Genomic DNA, 21699 nt, shown 5'->3' with positions numbered 1-21699 from the left:
GACACGCCGCTGCTGTTCAACGGTGACGGCAGCAAGAAGCCCGCCTACACCTCCGTCCTCAACGCACTCAACGGCGGCACCACCACACCGCCTCCGGGTGGCGCGCCGATCAAGGGCGTCGGTTCGGGCCGCTGCGTGGACGTGCCCGGCGCCGGTACCACCGACGGCACCCAGGTCCAGCTGTGGGACTGCCACAACGGCACCAACCAGCAGTGGACGTTGACCTCCGCGGGTGAGCTCAGGGTCTACGGCAACAAGTGCCTCGATGCCGCCGGCACCGGCAACGGGACCAAGGTCCAGATCTACAGCTGCTGGGGCGGCGACAACCAGAAGTGGCGCCTGAACTCCGACGGATCCATCGTCGGCGTCCAGTCCGGCCTGTGCCTCGACGCCGCGGGGGCCGGTACCGCCAACGGCACCCTGATCCAGCTCTACACCTGCTCGAACAGCAGCAACCAGCGCTGGACCCGCACGTGATGAGGCCTGCCACAGACGAAAGGGTGAATCGATGACGGCCTGGGACGCGGCTTCAGCCGCCCCTGGAGGAAGGCACGGCTGGTGGGCCCGGATCGCCGCCCTGGTGGCACTGACCCTCGTCATCGGCCTGCTCGCCGCGGTGAATCCGGCGCCCGCCCAGGCGGCGACGGTGGACACCAACGCCTGGTACGTCCTGGTCAACCGCAACAGCGGCAAGGTGCTGGACGTCTCCGGCGCGTCCGGCGCCGACGGCGCACGGGTCAACCAGTGGACGAGGAACGACCAGAACCAGCAGCAGTGGCAGTTCGTGGACTCCGGAGGCGGCTTCTACCGTCTCAAGGCCCGCCATTCGGGCAAGGTGCTCGACGTGGCCGGTGTCTCGACCGCCGACGGTGCCGCGGTCCAGCAGTGGACCGACCACAACGGGGCCAACCAGCAGTTCCGCCTCGCCGACTCCGACGCCGGGCATGTCCGGCTGATCAACCGTAACAGCGGCAAGGCGGTCGAGGTGCAGGGCGCCTCCACCGCCGACGGCGGCAGCGTCGTCCAGTACACCGACTGGGGCGGCGCCAACCAGCAGTGGCAGCTGGTCAAACTGTCGTCCGACGGCGGTGGCGGTGGGGCGTGCGGCAGCGCCCCGACGCTGACGAGCGGGACGCACACGATCCAGAGCGGCGGCAAGAGCCGCAGCTTCATCCTCAGGGTTCCCGCCAACTACGACAACAGCCACCCCTACCGGCTGATCTTCGCGTTCCACTGGCGGGGCGGCACGGCCACCGAGGTCTCCTCGGGCGGCACGAGCGGGGCCGCCTGGTCCTACTACGGCCAGCAGGAACAGTCGAACAACTCGGCGATCCTCGTCGCCCCCCAGGGCCTCGGCAACGGCTGGGCCAACTCCGGCGGTGAGGACATCACCTTCGTCGACGACATGATCCGGCGCATCGAGGCCGGTCTCTGCGTCAACCCGGCACAGCGTTTCGCCACCGGCTTCAGCTGGGGCGGCGGCATGAGCTACGCCATCGCGTGCAGCCGTGCCAACGCCTTCAGGGCCGTCGCGGTCATCTCCGGCGCCCAGATCAGCGGATGCAGCGGCGGCACCCAGCCGATCGCCTACTTCGGGATCCACGGCATCAGCGACAACGTCCTCGGCATCGACCAAGGACGGTCCCTGCGCAACAAGTTCGTCAGCAACAACGGCTGCACCGCGCAGAACCCGCGCGAGCCCGCGCCTGGCAGCCGGACCCACATCACCACCACCTACTCCGGCTGCCGGGCCGGCTATCCGGTCCAGTGGGCGGCGTTCGACGGCGGCCACATCCCCGGCCCGGTCGACGGCTCCTCCGGTGAGAGCGGCGTCACCACCTGGACCAAGGGAGAGATCTGGAGGTTCTTCGCACAGTTCCAGTGAACCGACCGCGCCATGCAGTGGAGCCGGAACCGATCCGGCTCCACTGCACGGCCGTTGGTCTGACAGCAGGGCTCGTCATGCCATGGCTGGTCCGGAGCGAAGTGTGGACACGCGGGGTTGAGGTCTCTTAGCCTTGTCGGCGGACCATTCCGGTCGATGTGACCCGACAGCGCGGTAGCCATCGACTTCTCCTGTTTCCGAGCTGTTGCCCCCGCTCGGCACAGCGGCCCGCCGACGCGTATCCGGCGGGCCGAAGCGGCGACATCCCGCTGCGGTATCGGCGCGGCAGCGCGCGCCCTGAGCCTGGCAGCCACCTGTTTCTGCACCTGTTTACGAAGGGGGCTCGATTGTCATGTTCATGAGACTCAGGGCTGCGGCCGTACGTTGGCCGGCCATCGGTTCGGCTCTGCTCCTGGTCGCGGCCTTACTCGTCGGGGTCGTGTCCGGTGCGACCCCGGCCTCGGCACATCCGATCAACGCCGCCGACTTCCAGCAGGTCCAACTGGCCCGCGGGGTACCGGAAGTCGGTGAGCCCATGTCGCTGGCCGTACTCGCGGACCGGTCGGTGCTGCACACCGCTCGCAACGGGACCCTGCGCCGCACGGATGTGCACGGCACCACCACGGTGATCGGCACCATCCCCGTCTACGCGCACGACGAGGACGGCCTGCAAGGCATCGGCGTCGACCCGGGGTTCGCCACCAACCGGTACATCTACCTCTACTACGCCCCGCCCCTGTCCACACCGGGCGGCGACGCACCGACCACCGGCAGCAACTGGACGGCATGGCAGGGCGTCAACCGGCTTTCCCGGTTCACGCTCAACGCCGACTTCACGCTCAACCAGTCCAGCAAGGTGGACATCCTCGACGTGGCGGCCGACCGGGGCACCTGCTGCCACGCCGGCGGAGACATCGACTTCGACGCGGCGGGCAACCTGTACCTGTCCACAGGCGACGACACCAACCCGTTCGAGTCCGCCGGATACTCACCCCTCGACGAGCGGACCAACCGCAACCCGGCCTTCGACGCACAGCGCACCGCCGCCAACACCAACGACCTGCGCGGCAAGATCCTGCGGATCAAGGTCAACGAGAACGGGTCGTACTCGATCCCGGCAGGCAACCTGTTCCCGCCCGGCACGGCCAGGACCCGGCCGGAGATCTACGCGATGGGCCTGCGCAACCCGTTCCGGATGAGCGTCGACAAGGCCACCGGCGTCGTCTACGTCGGCGACTACGGCCCCGACGCCGGCAACACCTCGGCGCGCGGGCCGCAGGGCCAGGTCGAGTTCAACCGCGTCACGGGCCCGGGCAACTACGGCTGGCCCTACTGCACCGGCACCAACACGAGCTCCGAGACATACGCGGAATGGGACTTCGCCACCAACTCGGCGGGCGCGAAGTACAACTGCTCGGGCGGTCCGACGAACAACTCGCCCCGCAACACCGGCCTGAGCGTGCTGCCCGCGGCGAAGCCCGCCTGGATCCGCTACGGCGGCGACGCCGGCAGCCCGTCGGCGTTCGGCAGCGGCTCGGAGTCGCCGATGGCGGGCCCCGTATACCGGTACGACCCCGCCGTCAGCGCGCCCACGAAGTTCCCCCAGTCGTTCGACGGGCAGTTCTTCGCCACGGAGTTCGGCCGCGGCTGGATCAAGCCGATCCACCTCAACGCCGATGGCACGCCGGGGACCATCGACAGCTTCCCCTGGACCGGCAAGCAGGTGATCGACTCGGCGTTCGGCCCGGACGGCTCCTACTACGTGCTGGACTACGGTTCCGGGTTCTACCAGGGTGACCAGTACTCCGCCCTGTACCGCTTCGACTACGTCGGCGCCGGCAACCGCGCGCCCACGGCGGTGGCCGGCGCCAACCGGACCTCCGGCACGGCACCGCTGACCGTGACGTTCTCCTCGGCCGGCTCGTCCGACCCCGAGGGCGGGGCACTGACCTATGCGTGGAGCTTCGGTGACGGCACCAGCTCCACCGCCGCCAACCCGACGAAGACGTACAGCACGAACGGCGAGTACACGGCCACGCTGACCGTGCGCGATCCGCAAGGCGCCACCGGCACCGCCGATGTGCGGATCACCGTGGGCAACACCGCGCCGACCGTGACCATCAACAGCCCCGCCTCGGGGGAGATCTTCGCCTTCGGCGACACCGTGCCGTTCAGCATCACCGTGACGGATCCGGAGGACGGCACGGTCGACTGCGCCAAGGTCAAGATGACGTACATCGTCGGTCACGACAGCCATGGCCATCCGGTCACCTCGAAGACCGGTTGCTCCGGCACCATCACCATCCCGGTCGACGGTGAGCACGACGACGCGGCGAACATCTTCGGGGTCTTCGACGCCGAGTACACCGACGACGACGGGCTCACCACGCACACCCAGCACACCCTCCAGCCCAAACACCGGCAGGCCGAGCACTACAAGACCTCGTCCGGCGTCACCGTCTACGACAAGTCGACCGCCGAGGGCGGCAGATCCGTCGGCGACATCGAGAACGGCGACTGGATCGCGTTCGAGCCGTACAAGCTGAGCAACGCCACCTCCTTCAGCGCCCGGGTGTCGTCAGCCGGTTCGGGCGGCACACTGCAGGTCCGGGCGGGCTCGCCCACCGGTAGCGTCCTCGGCTCCGCCACCGTCCCGGTGACCGGCTCGTGGACGACCTTCACCACCGTCAATGGAACGCTCTCCGGCGCACCGGCCGGCACCACCACGCTCTACCTGACCTTCGCCGGCGGCTCCGGATTCCTCTTCGACGTCGACGCGTACACCTTCAACACCGGCGCCGGCCCGACACCCGGCGAGGGTCCGATCACAGGGCTCGCGGGGAAGTGTCTGGATGTCCGTGACGGCAGTTCGGCGGACGGTACCGCGGTGCAGATCTCGTCGTGCACGGGGTCGGCGGGGCAGCGGTGGACGGTGGCGCCGGGGTCGACCGTCAAGGCGCTCGGCAAGTGCCTGGACGTCTCCGGCAGCGGCACGGCGGACGGCACGAGGGTCGTGCTGTGGTCGTGCAACGGCGGCGCCAACCAGAACTGGCAGGCGAACGCGGACGGTTCCCTGCGCAACCCGCAGTCGGCCAAGTGCCTGGACGTGACGGGCGCCAACTCGGCGGACGGCACCCTCGTGCACCTGTGGACCTGCAACGGCGGCGCCAACCAGAAATGGACCCTGCCCTGATGCCTGTCACCGAGAAGAGAGCGACGGACATGCGCAGAAAACCTCGATTCCTGCTCGGTGGGGTGACCGCGGCACTCACCGCCCTGGCCCTCCTCGGGCAGCCCGGCCCCGCCCAAGCCGCGGACACGCCCTACGACGTCCTCGTGTTCTCCAAGACGGCCGGTTTCCGGCACGACTCGATCCCGGCCGGGATCCAGGCCGTCCGCGACCTCGGGGCGGCGAACAGCTTCACGGTCACGGCCACGGAGGACGGCGGCCACTTCACCACCGCCAACCTGAGCCGCTACGAGGCGGTGATCTTCCTCAACACCACCGGCGACGTCCTGAACGACGCCCAGCAGTCCGCGTTCCAGTCGTACATCGGCTCCGGCGGCGGCTTCGTCGGCGTCCACTCGGCCGCGGACACGGAGTACAACTGGCCGTTCTACGGCGACCTGGTCGGTGCCTACTTCGCCTCGCACCCCGCTGTCCAGCAGGCGAACATCAAGGTGGAGGGGCGGGCGCACGCGGCGACCGCCCATCTGCCGCAGACCTGGACCCGCACCGACGAGTGGTACGACTTCCGGACCAACCCCCGTACCACCGCGCGCGTGCTCACCACGCTCGACGAGTCGTCGTACTCGGGCGGCACGATGGGCGCCGACCACCCGCACAGCTGGTGCAAGACCACCGCGGGAGGCCGGTCCTTCTACACCGGTGGCGGGCACAGCCAGGCCTCGTACGCGGAGCCGGCGTTCCGGGCGCACCTGCTCGGCGGCATCCGGTACGCGGCGGGCCGGACCAAGGCCGACTGCCGGCCCGAGAGCGGCTACACCGCCCTCTACAACGGCTCCACCACCGGCTGGTCGCAGGCCGGTCCGGGCAGCTTCACCAACTCCGACGCCACCCTCACCTCGACCGGCGGCATGGGCATGCTCTGGCACAGTGCCCGGCAGTTCACCAACTACTCGCTGAAGCTGGACTGGAAGATGCCCGGCGACGACAACTCCGGCGTGATCGTGGGCTTCCCGCCGACGAACGACCCCCAGTCGGCACTGGACAACGGCTACGAGGTCCAGATCGACGCCACCGACGCGCCCGACCGCACGACCGGCTCGATCTACGCCGTCAAGGCCCCGGACACGGCTGCCCGGGACGCGGCGCTCAACCCGCCGGGCGAGTGGAACACCTTCGAGGTGCTGGTGGAGGGCGAGCGGCTCCAGGTCTGGCTCAACGGCGTGAAGATCAACGACTTCACCAACACCGATCCCGCCCGCTCGCTCGCCGGCCACATCGGCATCCAGAACCACGGCACGGGGGACGACGTGTCGTTCCGCAACATCCGGATCAAGGAACTGGGCGGTGGCCCGACACCTGGTGAGGGTCCGATCACGGGGCTCGCGGGGAAGTGTCTGGATGTCCGTAACGGCAGTTCGGCGGACGGTACGGCGGTGCAGATCTCGTCGTGCACGGGTTCGGCGGGGCAGCGGTGGACGGTGGCTGCGGGGTCGACGGTGAAGGCCTTGGGCAAGTGCCTGGACGTCTCCGGCAACGGCACGGCGGACGGGACGCGCGTCGTGCTGTGGTCGTGCAACGGGGGCGGCAACCAGAACTGGCAGGCGAACGCGGACGGTTCGCTGCGCAACCCGAGGTCGGGCAAGTGTCTGGACGTGTCGGGCGCCAACTCGGCGGACGGCACCCTCGTGCACCTGTGGACCTGCAACGGCCAGGCCAACCAGAAATGGACCCTGCCGTGAGCTGACACGCACGTCGAAAGGGCCACCACCCACTGGGCGGTGGCCCTTTCGGCCGTGGACGCGGCGACTCAGCGGTAGCCGGCCGCGACGACGTTGGCCTGTACCGCCGCCTCGGTCGCGTCCGACGGGTACCCGGACACCATCGCGCCCTCGTAGAAGGTGCCGGCGCTGAGGTTCGCGCCGCCGCCGGGCTTGCAGCAGTCACCGCCGCTGCCGAGGATGATGGCGCCCTGCTTCTTCATGGGGCTGTACCCGGGCGGAAGCGCGCCGTCCCAGAGGGTGGTCAGATTGCCGGTCTGGGCGTTGGCGCCCTTCAGCGCGAAACGGCTCGTCCCGTTGTTCTTCAGCATCGCCGTCACGAACTTGCTGGTGAAGGCGCGCTGGTTGCTGTTCCAGCTCTGACTGCCACCGGAGTAGAGCCCCCATTCGAGATCGGCCTGGACCCATGGGCCGCTGCCGACACACCCGCCGAACCAGCACTGGGTGCTGAAGTTGATCGCGTCCATCGCCCCGGCCGCGTCGGCCGCCCGGGTCGTCTCGCTGTTGCCGTAGTCGAAGCAGCAGCCGCCGTTGACATGAGTGCCGCTGGTCACCATGTACATGCCTTCGGGGGCGCTGCCGGTCGGTACGCCGGTCAGGTGGCCGTCCCGCCAGTAGCTGTTGCCGGGGTTGATGTAGAGCGAGTACGCCTTGTTGCCGCCGACCGCCAGCGACTCCGACGTCGCGAGCGCCGGGCGGCTCTGGGTCGACCCCGGGACCTGGGCCGAACCCTGGTACCACAGGTCGTTCCCGCGGCCGGACTGGTCGTAGACGACGGTGATGACGCAGGTGGTCCCCGCGCAGAACGAGTCCTGCGCCGATGCGTCGGCGGCGCCGCCCGCGCTCAGGACGCCGATGTTCCGGGTCGTGCTGTCGGAAGAGCGCCGGACCTGGTAGAGGTTGCCGCTGTAGGTGCCGTAGAGCGCCCGTACCGTGCTGTGCGCGGCGATGCAGGGGGTGCCGCCCGAGGCGTAGATGTCGCAGGTGCCCGCGCCGCCAGGCTGCGGCGGTGTCGGCGAGGTCCACTGCTGGTTGGTGCCGCCGTGGCAGGACCAGAGGATGATCCTGGTGCCGTTGGCCGTGCCGCCGGCGTTGGCGTCGAGGCACAGGCCGGACTGGACGCCGGTGATGGTGCCGTTGGAGTTGACGTTCCACTGCTGGTTGGTCTGGCCGTTGCAGTCCCAGACGATGACGGCGGTGCCGTTGGCGGTGCCGGCGCCGCTGGCGTCGAGGCACTTGTTGCCGGGCAGGGTCAGCTGTTTGCCGGTGCTGTAGGTCCAGGTCTGGCCTGCCGCTCCGGTGCAGTCCGACAGCTGGGTCTGGGTGCCGTTGGCGGTGCTGGAGGCGGTCAGGCACCGGCCGGACGGCACGCCCACGACGGTGGCGCTCTGCCCCGGTTCGATCGGTGCCGCCACCGCAGTGGCGCCGACGGCGACAAGCATCAGGGTGGCGCCCAGCGCGGACAGCCGTCCGTACCGGCGGGTCCGAGGTATCCGAAACACCATGGCGTTCCTCACCTGTTCGTAGAGAGGGCTGCCCGACGCGCGACCGCGCCGGGCAGCCCGTCCGGATGCGCTATACGGCGGTGAACCGCCACTGCTGGTTGGTGCCGCTGTGGCAGGTCCACTGCAGGAGTCGGGCGCCGTCGGCCGTCGAGGCGCCGTTGACGTCGACGCACAGCCCGCTGGGCTGGCTCTTCATCGTGTACACGCCCGCTGTGGTCGTCGGTGTGACGACGAACTTCTGCGGGTTGCCGTTGTCGCAGGTGGACTGCTGCAGGAACGCGCCCTGCGAGGTGGATCCGCCCGTGACGGCGAGGCACTTGTCGCTGTGCGCCGCCTTCAGGTAGACGGCGCCGCCACCGGCGTCGACGGCCTGCCACTTCTGGTTGTTGCCGCCGGTGCCCGGCCACTGGACGATCTGGGCGCCGTCAGCGGTCGAGGCGCTGCTGACGTCCATGAACTTGCCGCTGTGCTGCGCCGCGACCGTCCAGGTCCGACCGGCCACGCCACCGCCGCCGGTGCCCGGTTCACCGACCCCGCTGCCGCCGAAGGTGAGCGAGTCGAGGTCGAACCAGTTGTTCGACGTGCCCTTGAACACCAGGTAGAGCTGGTGCGAGCCGGTGAGTTCGGCGGTGTTCACGGCCGGCGTGGACTGGTAGGTGTTCCAGCCGCCGGTGCTCGGCACCGGTGTGGTGGCCAGGAGTGTGCCGGTCGGGGAGTCGGCGCGCAGTTCGATCGATCCGCCGCCGCTCGGTGACGACAGGCGATAGCGCACGCTCGTGATGCCCGACAGACTCATCGGCTTGAACGCGATCCAGTCGCCGTCGGAGATGCTGCCGACCCGCTTGCCGCTCTCCGCGCCCGACTGTTCGACGATCTGCACACCCGACTGGCCCGTGAAGAACTCGGCCTGCTTGTGCTTGGGCTGGAGGATCGCGTGAGCGTAACCGGTGAGCGGGTTCGCTCCGCCGGAGCCGCCGTCGTCGGTGTAGCGGGCGTTGAGGACGTAGTACAGGTTGGCGCCGTCGGGGTGCCCGCCGAGCAGCGACGTGTCGATGGTGCCCGAGCACCCGGGGTAGTCCGTGGTCTCGTGCTGGTGGTCGTCGTGGCCGAGGGCGGGGTTGACGAACACCTTCGTGCAGTCGACGGGCGCGCCGCCGGGATCCGAGACGGACACCTTGTACGGGACGCGGTCGCCGAACTCCAGCATGCCGCCGTCGGACGGAATCGTGAGGGTGACGACCGGTGCCGTGTTGCCCACGGTGATCGGCACGTTGGCGAAGGCCGACTGGCCGGTGTTGTCGGTGACCTTGAGCTGGGCCGTGAAGTTGCCGTTGGCGGTGTAGGTGTGTGACGGGTCGGTCGCCGTGGACGTGGTGCCGTCGCCGAAGGTCCACTGGTAGGAGAGCGTGCTGCCGGGATCGGGATCCGTGGATCCCGCGCTGCTGAACTGCACGGTCAGCGGCGCGTTCCCGTCGGTGGGCGTTCCGGTGGCCTTGGCTGTCGGTGCCCGCCCGCCCTGGCTCTTGTAGTCGATGCGGTAGAGCCCCGAGTCGTTGTTGCCACCGCCGAAGTTGGTGCCCCACTCCAGCAGGTACAGCGAGCCGTCCGGCCCGAACTCCATGTCCATCGGCTTGAGGAACTTGGCCGCCGGCATGAAGGAGTTGGTCCGGGTGACCGCGGTCGCGGAGTCGAAGTGGACCTCCTTGACGGTGTGGCGCGACCACTCGTAGAAGAAGTGGACCCCGTCGTAGTAGGGCGGGAACTTCGTCGCGGACGGGTTCGCGGCGTCGTAGCGGTAGACCGGTCCGCCCATCGGCGCCGAGCCGCCGGAGCCCAGTTCGGGGAAGTCCGGTGAGACGCCGTAGCCGTACCACATGTTCGGCGCGACGATCGGCTTCAGGTTGGTCAGGCCCGTGTTGTTCGGTGAGTTGTTGACGGGCGCGTTGCAGTTGAACTTGGCGCCGACGGCGCCGGTGCTCGGGTTGTAGGGCGCGTAGGCCTGGTTGTCGCCGTGGCAGAACGGCCAGCCGTAGTTGCCCGCGGTCTTGATGACATTGAGCTCGACGAGCCCTTCGGGGCCGCGGTTCGTCGCGGGACCGCCCCGGTCCGGGCCGTAGTCGGCGAGGTAGACCCAGCCGGTGGCCGGGTCGATCGAGAAGCGGAACGGGTTGCGGAAGCCCATCGCGTAGACCTCCGGCCGGGTCTGCGCGGTGCCCTGCGGGTACAGGTTGCCGGCCGGGACGGTGTAGCCGCCGTCCGCCGACGGCCGGATGCGCAGGAGCTTGCCCCGCAGGTCGTTGGTGTTGCCGGCGGTACGGGCGGCGTCGAGGTTGGCCTTGCCCGCTCGCCAGTCCAGCGGGGCGTAGCCCTGCCAGGCGGGGTCGAGGTTCGGTGGGACGTCGTCCCCGGTGCCGATGTAGAGGTTCCCGTCGGGGCCGAACTCGATGTACCCGCCCGTGTGGCCGGGCTCGGGGGACGTGCGGTCCCGGGTCGCCGGGATGTCGATGATCGTCTTCTGGCTCGACATGTTCAGGGTGTCGCCGGTGAGCGTGAACCGGGAGACCCGGTTGATGTCGTTCGGGACTCCGGCCGGGGAGTGGTACAGGTACACATAGCCGTTGTCGGCGAAGTCGGGGTCGAGCGCCAGTCCGGTGAGGCCGTCCTCGCCGCCGGTGTAGACGCTGAGGGTGCCGGCCGTCACGGTGCTGTTGGTGGTCGGTTTGAAGACCTTCAGCTGCCCGGACCGCTGGACGTAGAGCACCCGTCCGTCCGGGGCGACCGCGAGGGCCATCGGGTCCGCGGTGTTGTCGTCGAGGGTGCGCTTCTCGAAGTTGCTCCACACCGTGCCGCCGCAGTCACCGGGCTCCTTGCCGGCCGCCCACTTCACGCCCCCGAGGACGTGGTTGCGGAAGTAGGTCTCGCTGTAGGACGCGGCGGCGTGCCCCATGGCGGTCGCCCACACCCGGCCGCCGCCCGTGTTGCGGCACCACGAGATGGGGTGGTCAGGACCCATGGCGCGGGGGCCCGGGTTGTAGGTGCGCTCGTCCGCGGTGACCAGGACATGGACGTCACCGCGGGGGTTCTTGTCGAAGTTGTACCACTCCTCGCTGCGGTTCCAGCGGTCCGGGAGGCCGGCCGTCGACGGGTGCTTCTTGTCCGCGACGACGGCGGTGCCGGCCAGCACACCGGGAGAGTGCTCCGGCATGTGCGCGCCGCCGTTGATCGTCTGGTCCCACCACGGGTACTCGTTCTCGATGCCCATGTCCGTGGCGTTGTGGATCGCGACGATGCCCTTGCCGCCGGCGAGGTAGCCCTCCACCGCCTGCCGTTGGGCCGCCGTCGTCCACACCATTCCCGACGTCTGGAGCATGATGAGCACGTCGAAGCCGGCGAGGTTCGCCGGGGTGAAGACGCTGGAGTCCTCGCTCGCGACCAACTCGAAGTCGTTGGCCGCCGCCTGCTCCCGGAGCATCGTGAGGGCGGCGGGGATCGAATCGTGCCGGTAACCGGCCGTCTTCGTGAAGACCAGGGCTCTGAAGTCCGGCGCCGCTGACGCCGGTTGGGCGATGACGAGCGACAGAAGCACGCTCGCGATCGCCCCGAAGATGAATATGACGCGACGCATGCCGTCTCCTATTTCGGCGGAGCAACGATGGCATGACCACGGGCACACGTGTGCCGTCAGCTCGTCATCCGGTCCGCCGTGACGGGCGGTCAAGTCCCTACGGAAGAGTGGGGGATTCACGCCAGATGCGACCGTCTTCCGTGGTCTGCGGGTCAGCATGCAGCGGCCTTTCGCAACAGTCAATATTGCTGCGGCGCAGCTGATTCCATAACACATTTTGCGTATCAATCGGCGTGGGCCGGTGTGCGACTGTCGGCGGGTCTAATGCATAACACATTTCGCGGAAGTGGTCGTCGTTCGGTGCGCGACCGCTGACGGGCCGACGGGATAACAGATTTCGGCGTATCCATCGGTGATGTCCGGTGGTATTGCCAGGTGTTCATCGAGCCATTTACCCTCGGGGCCGCGTTGCCGCCATCGCGTCCGGCGAATTTCCGCGCGTATTCGACAAGATTTTTCGACATGATTTCGCGAACGGAGAGGCTCCCACGATGTCTGGCCTGCTCCCGTCGCCGCTGCTCGCCCTGCGAGGCATCGGCAAGTCGTTCCTCGGCGTGCGGGTGCTCGACGGCGTCGACCTCCAGGTCCGGCCGGGAGAGGTGCACGCGGTCGTCGGCGAGAACGGCGCCGGCAAGTCCACGCTCATGAAGGTGGTGTCCGGCGTCCACCGGCCCGACGAGGGAACCGTCGAATTCGCCGGCGCACCACGGACGTTCCGCAGCCCGCGTGAGGCCCGACAGGCCGGAATCGGCATCGTCTACCAGGAGTTGACCCTGCTGCCGGAGCGCACCGTCGCGGAGAACGTCTTTCTGGGCCGCGAGCCCCTGCGCCGCGGACTCGTCGACCGCAGGGCGATGCTCAGCCGGACCGCGGAGCTCCTCGCCTCGATCGGGGAGGGCTCGTTGCCGCCCGACGCGTGCGTGGGACGACTTGGCGTGGCGCAACAACAGGTCGTCGAGATCGTCAAGGCGCTCTCCCTCGACGCACGGCTGCTCATCATGGACGAGCCCACGGCGGCTCTCGCCGACCACGAGGTCGACCAGCTCTACGCGCTCGTACGGCGGCTCCAGGAACAGGGGATGGGCGTCCTCTACGTCTCGCACCGCCTCAAGGAGGTCTTCGACCTGGCCGGCCGGATCACGGTGCTCAAGGACGGCCGGGCGGTGGCCACCCTGGACACCGCGGACACCAGCGCCGATCAGCTGATACGCCACATGGTCGGCCGCGAGCTGTCGAGCTACTACCCCGGCTTGGCGCGGCCCGAGGAGCTGGGCCCGGTCAGGCTGACCGTCCAGGGCGCAGGCAACCGGAAGCTGCGCGGCATCGATCTGCGGCTGCGCGCCGGTCAGGTGCTCGGCGTCGGCGGCCTCCAGGGCTCCGGCCGATCCGCGCTGGCCCGCGCACTGTTCGGCGCCGCCCCCTTCAGCACCGGGCAGGTGACCATCGACGGAGCACCGGTCCGGCTGCGCTCGCCCCGCGCCGCGATGCGGGCCGGTATCGCCTACGTCTCCGAGGACCGCAAGGGCGAGGGGATCGTCGCCGGACAGTCGGTGCTCGACAATGCGCTGCTCGCCGGCCGCGCACTCCGCCCGGCCCGGGACGGCGGCGGGGCTTGGACTGGCCGTGGGGCTGGGACCAGCCGCAGCGCCCGGACCGCACGCGTCCGGGAGCTGCTCGCCGCCGTTGAACTGCGTGCCGCGGGGGAGGACCAGGAGATCCGTTTCCTGTCCGGCGGCAACCAGCAGAAGGTCGTGCTGGCCAGATGGCTCGCGCTCGCCCCGAGAATCCTGCTCTTCGACGAGCCGACCCGGGGCATCGACGTCGGCGCCAAGTCGGCGATCCACGATCTCGTCCGGCGGCTGGCCCGCGAGGGAGCCGCCGTGCTGATGGTCTCCTCCGAGCTGCCCGAACTGCTCGGCATGAGCGACCGGATCGTCGTCATGCGCGACGGCCGGATAGCCGGCGAACTGCCCGCAGGCGCAACGGAGGAGGACGTCATCGCCCTGGCGGTCGGCACCGAACGGGAGGCGGCCGGATGAGCGGCGCGCTGTCCCTGCCGGCCCGCCGGACCCCGCCCGGCGTGTTCGTCGCCCTGGCCCTCACCCTGGCGATCGGCTGGCTCGTCGTCACCATCGACGGCGGCCGGCTGTTCAGCCAGCCGACGATCGTGAGCCTGCTGCACGTCGCCGCCGGTCTGGGCCTGGTCGCGGTCGGTCAGACGCTGGTCGTCGTCGGGGGCTCGCTGGACCTGTCCGTGGCGTACGTGGTCAGCCTGAGTACCCTCGTCGCCGCCGAGACCATGGCCGGTGACGACGGCGCGCTGGTCCCGGCGATCGTGCTGACGCTCGCCGTCAGCGCCGCGATCGGCCTGGTCAACGGCCTGCTCGTCACCGTGGCGCGGATCAACCCCTTCATCGCGACCGTCGGTGTCGGGCTGCTGCTGAAGGGATACCTCGACAACGGCTACGACGGCCCGGCCGGCAAGACCGCACCCGCCCTGGTGCAGGGCCTGGGGTACCAGCGCATCGGTCCGGTGCCGGTGTCGTTCCTGCTGCTGCTCGCCGTCACCGCCGCGGCCTGGTTCGTGCTGGCCCGCACCCGCTTCGGCCACCACCTGATCGCCGTGGGCGGTGACCCGGAGGTCGCCCGGCTCTCCGGCGTGCGGGGCGGCCGGGTCCTCGTCACCGCCCATGTGCTGTGCGCGCTCTGCGCCGGCCTCGCCGGGGTCTACCTCGCCAGTCGGCTCGGCGCCGGCGCGCCGAGGGCCGGCACCGAGGGGCTGTACGACCTGGAGTCGATCGCCGCCGTCGTGCTCGGCGGCACCGCCCTGGCGGGCGGGCGCGGCGGTGTCGTCGGCACGGTCGGCGGCGTGCTGCTGCTCGCGAGCATCGACGCGGTCTTCAACCAGCTGGAGGTCGACGTGTTCTTCAAGCAGGTGATCCGCGGCGTGATCATCATCGCCGCGGTCGCCGTCCACGCCCGCCGGGCGCTGCGAAAGGCGTCCTAGATGCGGATCGCGCGCGCACGGCGGCTGTTCGACCTCCGCTCCGGCTCTGTCGCACCGATCGTCGTGATCCTGGCGGTGCTGCTGGTCCTGCTGACCGTCCGCCAGCCGGACTTCCTCTCGCCGCCGTCGCTGATGTCGTTCCTCGGCCGCTCGGCGCCGATCGTGCTGCTCGCCGCCGGCCAGTACTTCGTGATCGTCTCCGGCGAACTGGACCTGTCCGTCGGCTCCCTGGTCACCGCGCAGGTGGTGATCGCCGCCCGGCTGATCGACGGCGACCCGTCGGCCGGCTGGCCCGTCGCCGTTCTCCTCTTCGCGTTCGGTATCGCCGTCGGCCTGGTCAACGGCCTCGTCACGACACGGCTGCGCGTGCCGTCGTTCATCACGACCCTCGGGATGTTCCTGATCCTCGTCGGCGCCGTGTACCTGTGGTCCGACGGTGCCCCGAAGGGCAGCCTCTCCGAGGAGTTCCGCCGACTCGGCCGGTCGGGCTTCGAGAACGTGCCCGTGCTGGACCGGATCCCGTACGCCCTGCTCGGCCTGCTGGCGGTGGCCGCTCTGGCGGTGGTGCTGACGCGTTCGGACTTCGGCCGCACCCTGGTCGCCGTCGGCGGCAATCCGAGAACCGCCGAGCTGAGCGGCGTGCGCGTGTGGCGCGCCAAGACCCTCGCCTTCGTCCTCAGCGGAGTCGCCGCCACCGTCGCGGCGATCCTCATCGGCGGGTACAGCGGAGTGTCGTTCCAGGCCGGCGTCGGCCTGGAGTTCGGCGCGATCACCGCGGCGGTCCTCGGCGGGGTCGCGCTGGGCGGGGGCCGCGGTTCGGTCGTCGGCGCGATGCTGGGCGCGCTGACCCTGGAGACGCTCTTCACGCTCATGAACTTCTACGGCGTCTCCGGCGCCCTCGAACCGACCGTCCAGGGCGCGATCATCCTGCTCGCCGTGGCAGCGGCGTCCTTCCGACTCCCGTCCGGATGAAGGGGATTCAGTGAGACATTCCATGACGGTGCTGGCCGTGAGCACCCTGCTGGTACTGGCGGGCTGCTCCACCGACGAGCCCACCACCGGCGCATCGGGTTCGCCCTCCGCGGAGGTCGGGTCCGGCACCGGGAAGCAGTCGAAGTTCTTCGTACGGGCCGACTACGACAAGCAGTTGGCGCTGCTGGCCGCCACGCCCACCGGACCGGCCGACAAGCCCTGGGAGCAGGCGCTCGACCCGGCGATGGCGGACACCGCGAAGTACAAGAAGCCCGGACCGTACAAGATCTGTTTCTCCAACGCGGGGCTCAACAACCCTTGGCGCCAGGTCGGTTTCAAGACCATGCAGGCCGAGGTCGACACCCACCGCGACCGGATCTCCGAGTTCGTCCACGTCGACGCCGAAGGCAAGGACCAGAAGCAGATCGCCGACATCAACGACCTGCTCGGAAAGGGCTGTCACGCGCTCATCGTCTCGCCGAACACCACCGCGACCCTCACCCCGGCTGTGGAGGCCGCCTGCCAGAAGGGCCTGCCGGTCGTCGTCTTCGACCGCGGAGTCGACACCACCTGCCCGGTGACGTTCATCAACCCGATCGGCGGCTACGGATTCGGCCACGTCGCGGCGGAGTTCGTCACGCAGAAGATGAAGCCGGGCGGCAAGGTGCTCGCGCTGCGCATCCTGCCCGGCGTCGATGTGCTGGAGACCCGGTGGGCCGCGGCGAAGGTCGCCTTCGACAAGGCGGGCGTCGACGTCGTCGGCGTCGAGTTCACCGACGGCGACCCGGCCAGGACGAAGAAGATCGTGGGCGACTACATCCAGCGCTACGGCACGATCGACGGCGTCTGGATGGACGCCGGGGCCGTCGCGAGCGCGGCGGTCGAGGCGTTCGAGGACGCAGGCAAACCCGTACCGCCGATCAACGGCGAGGACCAGCTCGACTTCCTGAAGCTGTGGAAGGACAAGAAGCTCACAGCGATCGCCCCGACCTACCCGACCTACCAGTGGCGCACCCCGGTCATCGCCGCCCTGAAGATCCTCGACGGCGAGCAGGTGCCCAACCCGTGGAAGCTCCCGCAGCCGGTCATCACCCAGGACAACCTGGACGAGTACGTCGACCCCTCCATGCCGCCGCTGCACTACGCGATGTGCGGCTGCACCGACCTGCCCGGTTACCCGAAGCGCTGGAAGTAGCCCGGTGTACAGCATCGGTGTCAACCCGTGGGTGTGGGCCTCGCCGGTCGACGACGAGGCCCTGGCCGAACTGGTGCCGCGCATCGCCGCGTTCGGTTTCGACGCGGTCGAGCTGCCGATCGAGCGCCCCGGCGACTGGGACCCGGCCCGCACCCGGGACCTGCTGGCGGCGTACGGCCTGCGAGCGGTCGGTGTCTGCGCGGTCACCTCGCCCGGACGCGACCTCGTGAACGCACCGCCGGAGACCGTCGCCGCCACCGTGGCGTACCTGAAGACGTGTGTGGACCTTGCGGCGGCCGTCGGCGCGCCCTGCGTCGGGGGCCCGGTCTATGCCTCGGTGGGGCGGACCTGGCGCATGTCACCGGCGGAGCGCGCGGCCTGCTACGCGGACGTCCGCCGCGCCCTGCGGCCGGTGGCCGACCACGCGGGGGAGCGGGGCGTGAGCATCGGCGTGGAGGCCCTCAACCGCTATGAGACGAGCGTCGTCAACACGGTCGAGCAGACGGTGGAGTTGATCAACGGCCTGCCCGCGAACGTCGGCCTCATGATCGACACCTATCACATGAACATCGAGGAGGCCGACCCTTACACGGCGCTCGTCACGGCCGGCCCGCACCTCAAGCACGTCCAGGTCAGCGGCACCGACCGCGGCACCCCGGGCGCGGACCACTTCGACTGGCCACGCTTCCTCGCCGCTCTGGCCGAGACCGGCTACGGCGGCGCGGTGTGCATCGAGTCGTTCACCGCGCAGAACGAGTCCATCGCCACCGCGGCCTCGATCTGGCGTCCGCTCGCCCCGTCGCAGGACGCCCTCGCCCGCGACGGGCTGTCCTACCTCCGCACGGTGCTGCGCGGACTGCCGCCGGAACTGTCCTAAGGAGAAAATGTGTTCACCCCTCTCATGCTAGGAAGGCGGCTGCTGACCGCAGTCGTCACAGGCGGCCTGGCTGCGACCGCCCTGGTGGCGTTCCCCGCACCCGCGTCCGCGGCACCCCTCACCCTGTACGCCGCGCCAACCGGCACCGGCACCGACTGTTCCAGCGCTCAGCCGTGCTCACTGACTGCCGCGCAGGCGGCGGTCCGATCGCTCAACGACGCCATGTCGGACGACATCGTGGTGCAGTTGGCCGACGGGGTGTACCGGCTGGCCCAGCCCTTCCGGCTGACGGCGGAGGACTCCGGATCGGGCGGCCACACGGTCGTGTGGCAGGCCGCCCCGTCGGCGCGCCCGGTGATCACCGGGGCCCGTGCGGTCACCGGCTGGTCGGTGGCCGACGCCGGCAAGAACATCTGGAAGGCCGACGTGCCCGCCGGTCTCGACACCCGGCAGCTCTATGTCGACGGCGCCGTCGCCACCCGGGCCCGCACCCAGGTCAACAGGGCCGATTTCACAGGCTCCAGCGCCGGAATGAGGTTCTCCAACAGTGCCCTGAACTATCTGAACAACCTCTCCAACCAGAGCCGGGTCGAGGTGGAGAGCGTCAACTCCTTCACCGACCGGTACTCGCCGGTGCAGAGCATCAGCGGTAACTTCATCACGATGCAGCAGCCGGCGTGGAACAACAACAACTTCGGCTACGACACCCTCATGAAGCCGCACCGGGCCGGGCCGTTCTACCTGTCCAACGCGTACGAATTCCTGGACTCGCCCGGCGAGTGGTACCTCAACCCCACGACCAGAGCCCTGTACTACATCCCCCTGGCCGGGCAGAACATGAGCACCGTCAGCGTGGAACTGCCCACGCTGCAGTCGCTGGTGAACCTCGGGGGCACCTACGGCGAGCCGGCGCACCACATCACGTTCAGCGGAATCACCTTCACCGGCACGAGCTGGCTGGGCCCCAGCAGCAACCAGGGCTACGTGGACCAGCAGACCGGCGCGTACATCGCCGGCAACTGGAACTGGCCGGGCTTCGACTCCTGCCACAACGGCTGCACCCAGTTCGAGGCCACCCGGCCGAACTGGCAGCAGATGCCCGCCGCCGTGCAGATCTCCGCCGCCAACAACATCACCTTCAGCGACTCCCGGTTCGTCAACCTGGGCCAGACGGCCATCGGTATCGGCAACGACGCAGGCGCGCACGCCAGCGGCGTCGGCCTGGGCGCCGGCAACATCACGGTCACCCGGTCGGAGATCGCCCGGAGTTCGGCCGGTGGCATCCTCGTCGGCGGCGTCCGCGCCGACGCCCATCACCCCAGTGACCAGCGCATGGTCAACAAGGACATCACGATCAGCAACAACCGCATCCACGACCTCGGGGCGGACCACCGGGGCATCGTCTCCGTCCTGACCACGTACGTCACGGGCAGCACGGTCTCCCAGAACGAGGTCTACAACATGCCGTACTCCGGCATGTCGATCGGCTACGGCTGGGGCTCCAACGACGCGGGCGGCAGCGACCACTACGCGGGCCGCGGCCTGTACAACTACCAGCCGCGCTACACGACGCCGACGACCGCGTCCAACAACCGGCTCATCGGCAACTACATCCACGACGTCATGCAGCAGATGAACGACGGCGGCTGCATCTACACGCTCGGATGGAACCCGAACGCACTGATCAGCCGGAACCACTGCCTGCGGACCAACGGATACTTCGGGCTGTACTTCGACGAGGGCTCGAAGTACTACAAGGCCACCAACAACGTCTTCTCGAACACCGGTACATGGGCGACGGCCAACTACTGGGGTGGCGAGAACATGGGGAACTGGACCCTCACCGACAACTGGTCGACCAACGGCAGCACGAACGTGACCAACGGGGACCGCGGCAACGTGGTCTCCGGCAATGTGACGGTCACCAACGGCAACTGGCCCGCCGGTGCCCAGGACGTGATCGCGTCAGCCGGACCGCAGGACACCACCCCCCAGCCGGCCCGGCAGATCGTGGGCGTGCCGTCCGGCCGCTGCCTGACCGCCTCCAGCACCGCCAACGGCACCCAGACCCAGCTGTCGGACTGCACCGGAGCGGCAGGCCAGACCTGGACCTACAGCACCGGCAAACAGCTGACCCTGCCCGGCAACAAGTGCCTCGACGCCAGCGGCGCCGGCACCGCCAACGGCACCGCCGTCATCGTCTGGGACTGCAACGGCCAGACCAACCAGCAGTGGAACGTCAACTCCAACGGCACCATCACCGGCGTCCAGTCCGGCCTGTGCCTCGACGCCAACGCCGGCGGCACGGCCAACGGCACCAGGATCATCCTCTGGTCCTGCCACGGCGGCACCAACCAGCAGTGGGCGATGCGATAGCGGAAGCGGAATCAGCGCCTGGCCGCTCCCACGAGCGGCCAGGACCCGTCCGCCCCTTTCAACGCCGCAGCCGGGTCGGTTCGCCCGGCCCGCTGCGGCGTACCACCCACGCCTCGGTGATGTGGTTGAACATCGCCTCGGCCGCGCCCTTGGGGTCGTGCGCGACGATCAGTTCGTAGATGCGCCGATGGCCCTGGTTGGACGCGACGCAGAAGGCGCGGCCGGTTCGGCCCGTGTACCGGGCGGAGTCAATGACCTGGCGCTCCAGTGAGCGGACCACGGCACGGCCGATGCGGTTGCCCGACGCCTGCATGACGGCGTCATGGAACGCCCGGTCCTCTTCCTGGTACGTGGCGGGGTCGTCGACGAGTTCGTCCATCCGCTCCACCAGAGCGCGCAGCTGGTCGATCACCTCGGCGTTCGCCAGACGGGCCGCGACGTTGGCCATGTCGGACTCCAGCGCGCGGCGGGTCGCGACGAGGTGATCGAGGATGGCCAGGCTCTCGTCCTCCGCGATCGTCGCGCCGAGGACCAGTTCGTCGAGCATGTTCCACATCGCCGACGGGGTGACCATCGTGCCGGCGCCTTGGCGGACCTGCACGAGCCCCTTCTCCTGAAGGATCTTCACCGCCTCGCGCACCACGGTGCGGCTGACCGAGAAGGTCGCGCAGAGGACGGGCTCAGGGGGCAGCGGCGTACCGGACGGGTGGACTCCACGGACGATCCGCTGCACCAGCTCGGCCGTGACCGCGGCGGCGAGATTCGCCGGGCGCCGACTCCAGGCGGGGGCCTCGGAGGCCTCTGCGGATGACTGCGGTACTGCCGTCATTGACACCCCCTGGGACGCACCCCGCACCAGAGATGCTCACCTACTCTACGGCATCTGGTTGACATCATACGTCATACGAGTTACATACGTCATACGAGTTGCGTTCCTCCTCAACCTCCATCGCCGGACAGCCGGCCGCCTCAGGAGAGTGGGACAGCAATGAAGCGGCGAACACCCTGGTCGGCGACGCCAGTTGCCGTGCCCGTCGTCCGGGACGGGAAGTCCGGTGTGGTGTCCGACGCGTTCGACATGGCGTTGTGCGACATCAAGGCACGGGCCGTGCACGGGACTTGGCCGGGATGCCCGGCGACTCGCCCGGCCTGGGCATCCGGATCGACGAAACAGCGATGACCGCGGCCGGGCGGCCGACGGCTGCTCCCGGTTCGCCCCTGGACCATGCCGACCCACCGTGGAAGGGACGTTCGACACCATGGGGATGGAGGATTGATGAAGACAGTTG

13 protein-coding genes are annotated in these 21699 nt (G+C 69.3%); 10 read left to right on the top strand and 3 right to left on the bottom strand.

Going from position 1 to position 21699, the window contains the following annotated elements:
- The 4 genes from PH203_RS29405 to PH203_RS29390 all read left to right on the top strand — a co-directional run.
- Positions 1–477, top strand: a 477-nt coding sequence (locus tag PH203_RS29405; RefSeq protein WP_289923657.1) for an RICIN domain-containing protein, incomplete at its 5' end; no start/stop codon positions are given.
- A 100-nt stretch (positions 478–577) separates the two neighbouring features.
- Positions 578–1885, top strand: a complete 1308-nt coding sequence (locus tag PH203_RS29400) for an RICIN domain-containing protein (protein ID WP_289923678.1) — start codon at positions 578–580, stop codon at positions 1883–1885.
- A gap of 352 nt (positions 1886–2237) precedes the next feature.
- Positions 2238–5078 carry a PQQ-dependent sugar dehydrogenase gene (locus PH203_RS29395; protein WP_289923656.1) on the top strand — a complete coding sequence of 947 codons (2841 nt, stop codon included), beginning with the start codon at positions 2238–2240 and terminating at the stop codon, positions 5076–5078.
- Positions 5079–5107: 29 nt separating this feature from the next.
- Complete coding sequence (locus PH203_RS29390; RefSeq protein ID WP_289923655.1) at positions 5108–6814, top strand: ThuA domain-containing protein; 1707 nt, start codon at positions 5108–5110, stop codon at positions 6812–6814.
- A gap of 68 nt (positions 6815–6882) precedes the next feature.
- Here PH203_RS29390 and PH203_RS29385 read toward each other — a convergent pair whose 3' ends face one another.
- Both PH203_RS29385 and PH203_RS29380 read right to left on the bottom strand, forming a co-directional pair.
- Positions 6883–8358 carry an arabinofuranosidase catalytic domain-containing protein gene (locus tag PH203_RS29385; RefSeq protein ID WP_289923654.1) on the bottom strand — a complete coding sequence of 492 codons (1476 nt, stop codon included), beginning with the start codon at positions 8356–8358 and terminating at the stop codon, positions 6883–6885.
- Positions 8359–8428: 70 nt separating this feature from the next.
- Entirely contained in the window at positions 8429–11983 is a 3555-nt protein-coding gene (locus PH203_RS29380; protein ID WP_289923653.1) for a ThuA domain-containing protein, read from the bottom strand.
- A gap of 491 nt (positions 11984–12474) precedes the next feature.
- Between PH203_RS29380 and PH203_RS29375 the strand changes: the two genes are divergently transcribed.
- The 6 genes from PH203_RS29375 to PH203_RS29350 are packed head-to-tail and all read left to right on the top strand — an operon-like array spanning position 12475 to position 20410.
- Entirely contained in the window at positions 12475–14022 is a 1548-nt protein-coding gene (locus PH203_RS29375) for a sugar ABC transporter ATP-binding protein (protein WP_289923652.1), read from the top strand.
- Positions 14019–14990: an ABC transporter permease gene (locus PH203_RS29370; RefSeq protein WP_289923651.1), complete on the top strand. Its 972-nt coding sequence runs from the start codon at positions 14019–14021 to the stop codon at positions 14988–14990. The genes PH203_RS29375 and PH203_RS29370 overlap by 4 nt, the downstream gene beginning before the upstream one ends.
- Positions 14991–15962, top strand: a complete 972-nt coding sequence (locus tag PH203_RS29365) for an ABC transporter permease (protein WP_289923650.1) — start codon at positions 14991–14993, stop codon at positions 15960–15962.
- A gap of 22 nt (positions 15963–15984) precedes the next feature.
- A complete protein-coding gene (locus PH203_RS29360) occupies positions 15985–17157 on the top strand; it encodes an ABC transporter substrate-binding protein (RefSeq protein WP_289923649.1) in 1173 nt (390 codons plus the stop codon).
- 4 nt (positions 17158–17161) lie between these two features.
- On the top strand, positions 17162–18034 hold the full coding sequence (locus PH203_RS29355) for a sugar phosphate isomerase/epimerase family protein (protein ID WP_289923648.1): 873 nt from the start codon (positions 17162–17164) through the stop codon (positions 18032–18034).
- A gap of 24 nt (positions 18035–18058) precedes the next feature.
- Positions 18059–20410 carry an RICIN domain-containing protein gene (locus PH203_RS29350; RefSeq protein WP_289923677.1) on the top strand — a complete coding sequence of 784 codons (2352 nt, stop codon included), beginning with the start codon at positions 18059–18061 and terminating at the stop codon, positions 20408–20410.
- A 58-nt stretch (positions 20411–20468) separates the two neighbouring features.
- Here the strand turns inward: PH203_RS29350 and PH203_RS29345 are convergent, their stop codons facing one another.
- Positions 20469–21239 (bottom strand): FadR/GntR family transcriptional regulator, encoded by a 771-nt coding sequence (locus PH203_RS29345; protein WP_289923647.1) that lies wholly within the window; start codon positions 21237–21239, stop codon positions 20469–20471.
- Positions 21240–21699: the final 460 nt, after the last annotated feature.

The organism is Streptomyces sp. S.PB5, assembly GCF_030403745.1.
Lineage (GTDB): Bacteria > Actinomycetota > Actinomycetes > Streptomycetales > Streptomycetaceae > Streptomyces.
The sequence above is the reverse complement of the archived record's forward strand: the minus strand, read 5'-3'. Positions and strand labels throughout refer to the sequence as shown.